This is a genomic window from Chryseobacterium soli, from assembly GCF_000737705.1.
Lineage (GTDB): Bacteria > Bacteroidota > Bacteroidia > Flavobacteriales > Weeksellaceae > Chryseobacterium > Chryseobacterium soli.
This window is the reverse complement of the sequence record NZ_JPRH01000009.1, coordinates 1-11451: the sequence shown is the minus strand read 5'-3', so window position 1 is coordinate 11451 and position 11451 is coordinate 1. Positions and strand designations below refer to the sequence as shown.

Below are 11451 nucleotides of genomic sequence, written 5' to 3'. Positions count from 1 at the left end.
TTAAAGTTTTTCGTTAAATAATAATTGATTCCCTGCACTGGTAATTTTCTCAACCCGCACTGTTTGGATCTCTGCCGAATGAGAATAACGAACACTGAATTCTGCAGTTTCAAGAGAAACCTTGTGTCTGCTGATCCCTTCTTTTTCAAAACTTTCCATATTCTGGTTCAATGGGTCTTCCACCAGCTGTTTAACGATTTCTTTACCGTTTGCATCCGTTAGTAAAACAATGAAATCACCAATGCCGGCAGCCTCTCTGTCGAAAGACGGAACAGATTTAAGCTTTCCATCAGCGACTTTCCTGGATTCCAGCGTGATTTTTTCCAACCCGGAATTGTTTTTCTCAACCTTAAAAAAGAGATAGCCAATCTGGCCTTTGTCATTCAATGAAGTCTCGCTTTTCAATGGATCTCCTTTAGGTAACCCGCTCACCTGTAGAAAACTACCATATACAAAGACTGGAAGGATAAAAAGTTGTAATAGAATTTTCATAATCATTTTTTTATGAAGTTAAGAAGTTTTCACCATATCAAGATTTATTTTTATTATTTTTTTTCACAAAGAAAAAATATAGAATGTCATATCTTTGAACCAATGATTTCAGAAAAAATAATTTTAGGGATAGATCCCGGAACAAGTATTATGGGTTTCGGTATTATTTCCGTTAAAAAAGGCAATATGGAGCTGGTTTCTATCCATGAGCTTATCCTAAAAAAATATCCGAACCACGAAACCAAGCTCAAATATATTTTTGACAAGACTTTAGCCCTCATCGATGAATATCATCCTGATGAAGTCGCTCTTGAAGCTCCCTTTTTCGGTAAAAATGTACAGAGTATGCTGAAATTGGGCCGTGCACAGGGTGTTGCAATGGCTGCAAGTCTGCACAGAAATATTCCCATTACAGAATATTCACCCAAAAAAATTAAAATGGCCATTACAGGAAATGGGAATGCCAGTAAGGAGCAGGTTGCAGGAATGTTAAAAAGCCTTTTAAAACTGAAAGAATTTCCTACCAAATATTTAGATGCTTCCGATGGTCTTGCCGTTGCGGTATGTCATCATTTTAATTCGGGAACCATAGCAGATACAAAAGCGTATACCGGCTGGGACAGCTTCCTGAAACAAAATCCGGATCGTTTAAAGTAACTATGTAATGATATAAATCTTATAAAAGGCCCTTTTGCGAGGGCTTTTGTTATGAAATAATTTTTGAAATATCTTAAGCTTGAAATAAATAATAGTATAAAGATTATTCTATTAAAGGTATAAAACGCAGCAATAATTAGCATATCTCTTCCCCTTAAACTTCTTCTAAATTAATAAATTGATTTACAAATAATTACAAGCCAAACAAGAATTACTTGGTTAAACATAATACCATCTTTAACATTGGTATGATTTTTAGTATTACATTTGTATAAATTTTCTAGTATGAAAACGAATCAACAAACTATAAATCAATCGAATCATAACATTAATTGGTTCCAGAAATTCCTCATGATCTGTTCCGGAGGAAACATCCATATTTTAAGAAAGACCCCCAGCGAATGGAATAAATTTTCCGGAATTGGTGGGATCGTCCTATTCACCGCAATTTTTGCTACCCTTTCCGCAGGCTATGCTATGTATACCGTATTTGACAATATATGGGCAGCAACGGGTTTCGGAATTCTTTGGGGATTAATGATCTTCAATTTGGACCGCTATATTGTTTCTTCAATCAAGAAAACAGGAACCTGGTGGAATCAGATCTTAATGGCTATTCCCCGATTGATTCTGGCCACTTTTTTAGGGATTATTATTTCAAAACCGTTAGAGCTTAAGATTTTTGAAAAAGAAGTAAACAAACAGTTGAATACAATTATTCAGAGAAATAAAAAACAGCTTCAGGGCGAATTGAACGGAAGGATTCTTCAACAAAGCGGACCTTTCGATACTGAAAAAAAGCAGATCTCAGAAAAAATAGCCCAATATCAAAAATCATATGATTCTGCTTCTGTAGAACTAGAAAAAGAAATTTTAGGAAAGCAATCCGGTTTAACAAGTGGTAAGGAAGGTTTCGGACCGAATGCAAAACGGAAGCAGGAGCTAAAGGAGCAACGCAGACAGGATTTGGAGAACTATGAGAAACAAGCCGCTCCAAGGCTTGATTATTTAGATAAAGAAATATCAAAGGTGTATACCAATCTGGAAACCGAACGAAAATCCACAGAAACGATAGAAGATAAGTTCAATGGATTTGCAGCCAGACTTCAGGCTTTGGATGAACTGGGTAAAAATTCAGCGATCATTGGGCTAGCAGCAGCTTTTATCATGGGACTTTTTATCTGTTTGGAAATCTCCCCTGTCTTGGTTAAATTAATTTCTCATATAGGTCCTTATGATTATCTTTTAGAGAAAACTGAAAATGATTTCCGACTGTATGCTAAGGAGAAAATTGAGAAAGGAAATGACTTAACCGATTTTAGAATTGAGGATTTTAAAGATCAATTAAAATAACGTATTTTTCACAAATGATTATTGATAAAGAAGAGATTCAGAAGAAAAAGAAAAAGCTGGACGACTGCAAAGCATTCCTAAAAAAAGAATTTATAGGGATCGATACAATTATTGATGATGTCATGGAGTATCTTCAGATCTGGTATCTGATGCCGGAGATTCTGACCCGCCCTGTAGTGATTAATCTCTGGGGAATGACAGGAGTCGGAAAAACAGATCTGGTGAGAAAAATGGTCAGTTTTCTGGAATTCCAAAACCGGTTTGCAGAGATTGAACTCAGCAATACCGATGAAACTACATGGAATAAAAGCGTTGCCGACATTCTTCAAAGCAATGGCCTTAGTGATGAAAAACCGGGTATCGTCTTGTTTGACGAGATCCAGCGATTTAATACATTAGATGCTGATGGAACTCCTGTCGCACAAACCAAATTTACCGATTTTTGGGAGCTTTTAAGCGATGGACGCCTGAGTAAGCGGGAGCGTGATGATCTTGAGCATTATTTGTTCTCTTATCTCTTCCGCAAAAAAGAAAATGAAAGAAGAAAAGTGAACGGTGAAACAGATCTTGAAGAAAATCCTTATCTTAATCTATGGGACGCCAAAGAGCTTAAAAAATACCTGAGTATAGAAGATGATGTCATGAGCATCATTGATATGAAGGAGGAAGATATGGTAAAGCTGATCCTTAAGAAACAGAAGGAAAAAAAGATCTATGAACCGGTAGACTACAGCAAAATGCTGATCATCATCAGCGGAAATCTTGATGAGGCATTCCAAATGTCACGGGAAACCAGTGAAGCGGATGTAGATGCCAATATTTTTCATGCTTTTACCAAAAAAATAACGGTTGTAGATATTAAAAATGCATTGACCAGAAAATTCCGTCCTGAGCAGGTGGCACGTTTTGGAAACATTCATTTAATTTATTTTTCTTTAAAAACAGAAGATTTTAATCAGTTGATTCAAAGGGAACTTGATAATCTGAAAAAGAAGACCAAGGCAAAATTTGGAGTCAGCTTAAAAATTTCTAAAAATATTAATGCTTTGATTTACAGGAATGGTGTATTTCCAGTTCAGGGTGTCCGTCCTGTATTCAGCAGTGTGGTAGATATTTTAGACACCAACCTCAGCAAATTCCTTTTTGAGGCTATCATTCATGATGACAAGGCGATAGAAATAGATTACCTGGAAAGTAAGAAGACCATCACCGGTAAGATAGGAAGCAAAGTGGTTGAAGTTCCTTATTTGGGCCGAATTGACAAGATACGTCAAACCAATCAGCTGGATGCTGTAGCCAATATCAGCGTCCATGAATGTGGACACGCCATCTCTTATATACTGTATACCGGCTTTGCTCCTTTACAACTGAAGAGCAAGGTTGCCAGCAGCTATGCCGCAGGATTTACATTTCCGCACCAGATTCATGATACAAGAGAGAGTCTTCTGGATAAAATTAAGATTTATCTGGCGGGAGGTATTGCTGAAGAAATTATTTTCGAAGAAAAAAATGCCAGTGTAGGAAGAAGCCATGACAGAGAACAGGCTACTACTCTAGCGATTGATTATGTCAGAAAATATGGATTTGAGGATGATTACCAAGCCACCTATAACCTGGAGGATTATCCCCATCGGATGCAGCAAGATATCACAGATGTGAAAATCGAAAAACTGATGCAGGAACTTGCTAAAAAAACCAGGGAAGATTTACTTACCCATGTTGAATTATTAAAGAACATGAGCAAAGTCCTTAGTGAAAAAGGAAGCATGGAACCCAAAGAAATTTATGATATTGCCCAAAAGCATCAATTGGAAGTGAGTATTAAAGAAGAAGGACACCTCCATATTGCAGAATATCATAAGATGCTAAACTTATAGGAGGAAAATATTCACCATATAATCAATATGCATTTATACATATTACCTTTTAGTTAATTCTAAAAGGTTTTTTGTTTTAATAATCAAAATATGTAGAATATTTTATAATTTTACCCAACTAATTTAAACATCATGAAAAACTTAATTTTAACATGCATACTGCTTTTCAGCGGTGCATTTACCTCTACCCTAAAAGCACAAATGGATCCATATCTGGGCCAGATTATTTTTGTGCCTTATAACAGAGTACCAAACGGATGGGCAGAATGTAACGGCCAGCTTCTTCCGATCAGTCAAAACGCAGCCCTATTTTCACTCTTAGGAACCACTTTCGGAGGGAATGGAACTACCAACTTCGCCCTTCCTGATATGAGGGGAAGAGCTCCTATTTCTCAGGGAATGATGCCTGGAAGTCCTAACAATTACACTGTAGGTGAACCTGGAGGCAGTGAAACGGTCACTCTAACAGCCCAGCAGATGCCTATGCATTCCCATACTGTCAATGCTGTAACCAGTGAGGGAAATCAAAATATCCCAACTAACAGCCTTCCTGCAGATACCAAACTTTTAGATAAGGAGTATTCTGATGCGAATGCTAATACGACGATGAAGGCAACGATGATCAATCCGGCAGGAGGAAACCAGCCTCACGAAAACAGATCTCCATTTCTTACCTTGAGATGTATTATTGCCACCCAGGGTATTTATCCATCTTTTAATTAGCGGGTATGAAAAATCTATATGTATTAGCATTAGCTCTTAGCAGCTCATTATCTGCCCAGACTATTACCTTCAAAGGCTGTATCAATCTATTTGATGACCAAACCTTTACCTTTACAAAAACGTCAGTGGATGCTTATAATAAAAACATTTACATGACAATACCTATCAATGATCAGCAACCCTGTGGCGGATTAGGAAATTGTGAATTCAAAATCCAGTGGAACAATACACTGACAAGGTGGGAGTTTCTTGCAGACAGCGGAAACGGAGATTTCGTTAATCCTTACCTGATGTATTATAATTCCACAGGAAATAGTCCCGCTGCGAATCCACCAAGCAACGGATTCGGAACATGGGTAGAAAATACCGTTGTCACCAATGGACAGTGTGGTGGAAATTTAACAGCTGCCAACTCTACCCTGACGGGCGATGTACACAGTTCCACGTTAACAACTTTAAATACTACAAAACCTAAAATTCAGATTTTCCCTAATCCGGTTTCGGATATCATAAGCATTTCAGGTTTGGACAATATGACCTCCGTTGAAATTTTCAATATGAATGGCCAGCTTATAAAAACAGATCAGCTTGGCAATAAAATTAATGTTTCTGCATTAACGTCAGGGGTTTATTTATTGAGGGCAACTGCCAAAGATTCACAAATTTATGAATTTAAATTTGTGAAAAAATAGAATATAATATTTTATCTACAACGGTATAATTAAAAGCTTTCAGAAATTCTGGAAGCTTTTTTAATACGACAAGTTTTGTCGTGGCGGAGAAATAGATTTGTAATAACAAGTAAATGCTAAGAAAGAAAAGACACCATGTGATAAGATTCATATTAAATCTTTTTAACGTGAATTTAATAATTGCTAAAAAATGTTAAATTTGCAGAATTATAATAATAAAAACGACTATTAACTTTAAAACACATAATAGATGAGAAAACTCTACACGAGTGTACTTTCGATGTGCACTGTTTTGGGCATACATGCCCAGGAAGTGTTGTGGCAAAAAGACATTAAATCCTCCACACAGGATTTCTTAAGCCAAGTCACTACAACGATCGATCAGCAATACCTTATTACAGGAAGTTCGATACAATCTAAAAAAATTTCTACGGATAATACCCAAAACAACGGCTACGATTTTCATTTAGTCAAACTCAACCAACAGGGTGATCAGGTCTGGGAAAAATATTTTTCAGGAAATAACCACGATTTTCTATCAGCTTCCGTAGCCACTCAGGAAGGAGGATTTCTTCTGGCTGGAACTTCGTATTCCGGAAAAGGTTTAGATAAAAAAGAGGATTCCAAAGGAGGTTCTGATATCTGGCTGATCCGGATCAATGAATTCGGAGATGAGCTTTGGCAAAAAACATTGGGAACTTCTTCCGATGAAGAAGCAAGATCTGTGATTCAAACCACGGATTTAGGATTTTTTGTGGCCGGAAATGTACAAAACTCAGCCAGAGGATACGGTTCCAAAGATGTTTTAATTATAAAACTCGACAAAAACGGAAAAGAACTGTCACAATTGATTCTGGGAGGAAAAGGTCTTGATGAAATGGAGAAAATGATTCCCACCAAAGACGGCGGAGCATTGTTAGGAATATATTCCAGAAGTAGTGTCGGAGGTTCAAAAAAAACCGAAAACTTTGGCGAAGGAGATTACTGGATCATCAAACTCAATAAAGAGGGAAAAGTAGAATGGGAAAAGAATTATGGAGGTAAAGGAGATGATCATTTGAGAACCTTAGCCCTAACCTCAAACGGATACATTATCGGTGGAGAATCCAGATCCGAACGATCAGGAAATAAAACCGTTGGTATTGAAGAAGGAACGGATCTGTGGCTGATTTCATTAAACGAAAAAGGCGAGGAAATCTGGCAAAAATCCTACAATTTCAAGAACCGAGATGTGCTGATGGGAATGAGTGTCCTGCATTCAGCGGATGATAAATCTTCAAAAGGAATTTTACTTGGTGGATATACCCAGGCAGAAGGCCGAATAGAAAGTGATGATGAAACCTTCTGGATGCTGTACTTAAATCAGGATGGCAATGAGCAGTGGCGGAAATATGTAAAAGGAGAATCCCGAAAGAAAGAGGAAAGATTGTCTGATATAAAGCTTAACCGAGACGGTTCTATTATACTGGCAGGAACCAGCGCCGAAGAACTCGGAAAAGAGAACTGGAAGATTGTAAAACTTGGTGACAGCCAGATTGACCAATTGATTGAAAAACAGGAAATCAAAATTTATCCGAATCCGGTAACGGATTATGCGTATGTAGAAACCGGCTTTGAATTTAAAAATGCTGAGATCACTTTATATGATATGGGCGGCAGACAGCTCCAAACACTAAACACTAAAAACAAAATCACCAAAATCAATACCCAGAATCTGATTCAGGGAGCTTATCTGGTTACTGTAAAAACTGATACAAACAAAACAGCTAGTGCAAAGCTGATTAAGAAATAAACACGATGATAAAAAAACTATTTACACTGCTATTACTATCCATTGTTTCATTTGGATATTCTCAAGCTGGAATAGGCGTTAACGCTCAGCAAAATAAGGAAGTACTGTCTTTTCCCACATCACCTGATGCCTACAGCTTTGACAAAGTGGGAAAACTTCCGATGGATTTATTCAACGGAAAGGCAAATATTTCTGTTCCCATCTATGATATCAGACTCGGGGAATTGGTTTTTCCCATCAGACTTTCCTATAATACAGGGGGAATCAAGCAAAATGAAATATCAAGTTCGGTAGGTTTGGGTTGGTCCCTTTCACTTCCTAATACAATTTCCAAGAATATTCTGGGAAAGGATGATGACTTTTTCCCAATATATTTTAAAGATTACAACACAGCCTATCAGTATACTTCTGTTGATCCCTGGAATGACAACGCTAAAAAGGAGATTTTAGGATATCTTTATGAAGGAATGTATGATGTGCAGCCTGATTTATTTTCATACAGCCTACCCTCTGTTAGCGGAAGCTTTGTGATGAATAATAACAAAGGTTTTCCGATCCCTCATGAAGATGTTTTAATCCAAAGGGCTCCTAACAATGGTAATTTCAACATAACAGACACAAAAGGTAACCAGTTTTGGCTTTCGGGAAAGAATTCGGTGATGACCAAAAGATCCCAGACAGCCCCTCAACTGGCCGTAAACTCTTTTCAGATAGACAGTTTACGTACATCCAGAAATGAATTGATAAAAATTGAATACCAAAAAACACTCAACTATTCTGAGGAAAGCAAGTTCGAAAGCAGAATTCTTACCTCTCAAAATGCTCCCGTAGGCTACGTTCCTTTTCCGCCTATCCAGACTTCTCCAGCTCCCAGAATTGATGTCAATAATAACCATGAGAAATTAATTACAAAAATTATATTTCCTGAAGGACAGGTAGAATTTAAATATTCCGGAGACGATAACCTTAGTACCATAGATGGTGAACTGTACAGAAAAGATATCAACTCTCTTGCTGGTGTTGCACTTAAGAGGATCATTGTAAAAGATAAGTCAGGAAAAACAATTAAAGACGTTTCTTTTAACTATTCTTATTTTGAATCGAATGCCACTAATAAAACATATGAAGATTACAGGCTCAAACTGATAGAAGTAAAAGACAATCTTCAAAACAGCAAGTATTCATTTTCCTATAATGAAGATAGCCCGCTCCCAGCAAGAAATTCTAATAACGATGATTATTGGGGATATTTTAATAATAATTTTTATACAAAATCAAATACCAGCATTCCTGATCAGGTTTTTTCAAGTAATATCAGTGCCGCCCAGAGTTCAATAGTTGGCGGAAGAAATAGAAATACCAATTCTAATTTTGCACAGCTTGGGGTCTTAAAGAGTATTAAATATCCTACGGGAGCTTCTAAAAACCTTTATTACGAGAGCAATACTGTAGAAACAGCCCAATATTCCACGATTGATGTAACGGAGAGTTATATGTCCGTGGCCAATTACCAAGATCCGGGAGAATTCAGGAAGCCTCTTCTTGATACGCTAGTAACTGTTCCTTTATCCGCTTTTGTGAACAAGCCTAATGCCAGATTCCGGATTACTTTTGGAAATGGATGTATGAATAATAGTGATGACATCCAGCAGGTTCATGAAAATCGATGCATAGGTAGCTTGAATAATTCAGGACAGGTCTACAGCTCTAATGGAAAGAGCTTTACGGCAGAATTTGGAGCAACAACAAGTCCTCTAAGGATGCGATTGCAGCGTATCGGCGACTGCGGCTGTACATTTTCATTGAGTATCAAATACAATAAACAAGTCCAGTCGAATAATATCAGAGATGTAGGAGGGCTCAGGGTAAAGAAAATAGAAGATGTGGATGCCAACAATATATCAAACATATATAACTACAGCTATCAGATGCTTAATCTGGCAACAGGAACTTATAAAGGATCAGGAAAGCTTAAACGTCCGTTTCAGTTTGTCAAGCCTTTTTACAGGGTAGCCCATTCCAATGCAGAGAATGCAGGTGCTTCCGACTATATCCAGAAAGACTATATGCTCCAGAATACCGGAAGTGCTTACAGCTCTTACAGCATGTCTAATATCGTAACGTATTCCACCGTAACAGAATACAATGATCTGGGAGAAACTATTTATGAGTTTGCTGATGGTAATAGCGGACTGAGCAATGTCTACACGGATAAAACGGGACCCTATGATGACTGGAGATTTGGATTTCCATTAAAAACTACCTATAAAAAAGGAGCCAAGATTTTAAAAGAAGAAACAAATGAGTATGAAATTAATCCGATCAAAAATAAGCTTTCCGGATATAATACGATTACGGATGATGAGATCGCTTTCGGGCTTGATCTGGATATTGTTCCTTATAATGTAGAGAACTTTAATGTACCACCTTTATCATCCTATTTGGTGAATATGAGTGCTGTGGAAATTTATAGTGGTAAAATTGAACGTAAAAAATCAAAAGTAACAGAATATTTTGATGGGAATAAAAAGATTGAATCCCAGACTGAAAACACATATACAGACACCGATATCAATAAACCTATTAACCTGAAAACTACTTCATCCACTGTTCCGTCCGGAGAAAATATCCTGACGACCTACCAGTATGCCCATGAAAAAGGCAACCAGCTGATGATCAGTAAAAACATTGTTGATACCCCTTTAGAAACTTCATCAGTACAAACGGCTAATGGCATCGCTAAAACCATTTCCAGAAGTCAGAGTATCTATCCGGTAAACCAGGGCGAAGCGGATACCCGCGCTTCCGGGCTCGTATTGCCGCTTTCTGCTCTTTCATATGATCTTCAGACCGGAGTATCCTCTACAGAGCTTATTTATGATCAATATGATAGCAAAGGAAATATCATACAATATACCACCAAAGGTGGAATATCAGTAAGTATTATCTGGGGATATGATACAACCAAGCCTATTGCTAAGATAGAAGGTGCAAAGATCTATGACATTCCACAATCATTGATTGACGGCATCGTCAATGCCTCCAATACCGATGCTATATCAGGTACCGACACTTCTGAGCAGTCACTGATAACCGCGCTGGATACCTTTAGGAATAATGCAGGATTATCAGCCTTCCAGATCAGTACCTACACCTATGATCCTTTAATTGGAGTTAGAAGCATCACTCCACCTTCAGGAATCAGAGAGTTCTACAAATACGATGCATCTAACAGACTTGAAAAAGTAGTAGATGCCAACGGAAAAGTGCTGAAAGAATACCAATACCATTATAAAAACTAACACACGATGAAAAAACTTATAATTCCTATCGGTGCTTTACTTGTCACGAGTTTAGCCCACGCCCAGTTAACCCCTACAGAAAATTACATCTATACAAAGACTTATTTATCCGATCCAACGCTTCCAGCGCCTAAAACTTCTGAAACCGTCCAATATGTTGACGGATTGGGAAGGCCCAAGCAGGTAGTGAATATCAAAGCTTCCCCATTAGGAAGAGATGTTGTATCCCACATTGAATATGACCAGTTCGGAAGACAGATTAAAGATTACCTTCCCGTTCCTCAGGGCGGAACCCTGAACGGTGCTATTGTTCCCACACCACTGGCCAATGCCACCCAAACCGATTTGTACGGATCAGAAAAGATCTATGCCGAAAAGACCCTTGAAAACTCTCCCCTGGACAGAATCCTGGAGCAGAGACAGGTAGGTAATGCCTGGAGTGATAAACCTGTGAAATTTAATTACGATGCTAATGTTTCAGGAGAAGTGATCAAATATACGGCTCCTACCGCCTGGGAGAATGGAGCCACAAAATCCGGAATCAGCTATAACGGTACCTATGG

9 protein-coding genes are annotated in these 11451 nt (G+C 37.9%); 8 read left to right on the top strand and 1 reads right to left on the bottom strand.

All coding sequences use genetic code 11. The features are described from left to right. On the bottom strand, positions 1-492 hold the full coding sequence (locus tag IW15_RS17810) for a hypothetical protein (RefSeq protein WP_131368593.1): 492 nt from the start codon (positions 490-492) through the stop codon (positions 1-3). Between the two features lie 102 nt (positions 493-594). On the opposite strand from IW15_RS17810, the gene ruvC reads away from it, so the two are divergent. The 8 genes from ruvC to IW15_RS17770 all read left to right on the top strand — a co-directional run. Then, positions 595-1149: a crossover junction endodeoxyribonuclease RuvC gene (gene ruvC, locus IW15_RS17805; RefSeq protein ID WP_034714372.1), complete on the top strand. Its 555-nt coding sequence runs from the start codon at positions 595-597 to the stop codon at positions 1147-1149. Positions 1150-1434: 285 nt separating this feature from the next. Next, the gene (locus tag IW15_RS17800; RefSeq protein WP_034714163.1) at positions 1435-2502 is read left to right on the top strand and encodes a DUF4407 domain-containing protein; all 1068 of its coding nucleotides are present in this window, start codon (positions 1435-1437) and stop codon (positions 2500-2502) included. Positions 2503-2516: 14 nt separating this feature from the next. Next, complete coding sequence (locus IW15_RS17795) at positions 2517-4379, top strand: AAA family ATPase (RefSeq protein WP_034714161.1); 1863 nt, start codon at positions 2517-2519, stop codon at positions 4377-4379. Positions 4380-4511: 132 nt separating this feature from the next. Further along, complete coding sequence (locus IW15_RS17790; RefSeq protein WP_084681478.1) at positions 4512-5102, top strand: phage tail protein; 591 nt, start codon at positions 4512-4514, stop codon at positions 5100-5102. A 5-nt stretch (positions 5103-5107) separates the two neighbouring features. Continuing rightward, positions 5108-5794, top strand: a complete 687-nt coding sequence (locus IW15_RS17785) for a T9SS type A sorting domain-containing protein (protein WP_034714159.1) — start codon at positions 5108-5110, stop codon at positions 5792-5794. Positions 5795-6044: 250 nt separating this feature from the next. Then, a complete protein-coding gene (locus IW15_RS17780) occupies positions 6045-7586 on the top strand; it encodes a T9SS type A sorting domain-containing protein (protein ID WP_034714157.1) in 1542 nt (513 codons plus the stop codon). A 5-nt stretch (positions 7587-7591) separates the two neighbouring features. Next, complete coding sequence (locus IW15_RS17775) at positions 7592-10888, top strand: hypothetical protein (protein WP_034714155.1); 3297 nt, start codon at positions 7592-7594, stop codon at positions 10886-10888. Positions 10889-10894: 6 nt separating this feature from the next. Continuing rightward, the coding region (locus IW15_RS17770; protein ID WP_034714152.1) for a DUF6443 domain-containing protein at positions 10895-11451 on the top strand (557 nt) is incomplete at its 3' end.

What these genes read in the sequence shown, in the direction of transcription:
- IW15_RS17790 (WP_084681478.1), top strand. Translation starts at nt 4,512, where the DNA reads ATGAAAAACTTAATTTTAACATGCATACTGCTTTTCAGCGGTGCATTT.
- IW15_RS17785 (WP_034714159.1), top strand. Translation starts at nt 5,108, where the DNA reads ATGAAAAATCTATATGTATTAGCATTAGCTCTTAGCAGCTCATTATCT.
- IW15_RS17780 (WP_034714157.1), top strand. Translation starts at nt 6,045, where the DNA reads ATGAGAAAACTCTACACGAGTGTACTTTCGATGTGCACTGTTTTGGGC.
- IW15_RS17775 (WP_034714155.1), top strand. Translation starts at nt 7,592, where the DNA reads ATGATAAAAAAACTATTTACACTGCTATTACTATCCATTGTTTCATTT.
- ruvC (WP_034714372.1), top strand. Translation starts at nt 595, where the DNA reads ATGATTTCAGAAAAAATAATTTTAGGGATAGATCCCGGAACAAGTATT.
- IW15_RS17800 (WP_034714163.1), top strand. Translation starts at nt 1,435, where the DNA reads ATGAAAACGAATCAACAAACTATAAATCAATCGAATCATAACATTAAT.
- IW15_RS17795 (WP_034714161.1), top strand. Translation starts at nt 2,517, where the DNA reads ATGATTATTGATAAAGAAGAGATTCAGAAGAAAAAGAAAAAGCTGGAC.
- IW15_RS17810 (WP_131368593.1), bottom strand. Translation starts at nt 492, where the DNA reads ATGAAAATTCTATTACAACTTTTTATCCTTCCAGTCTTTGTATATGGT.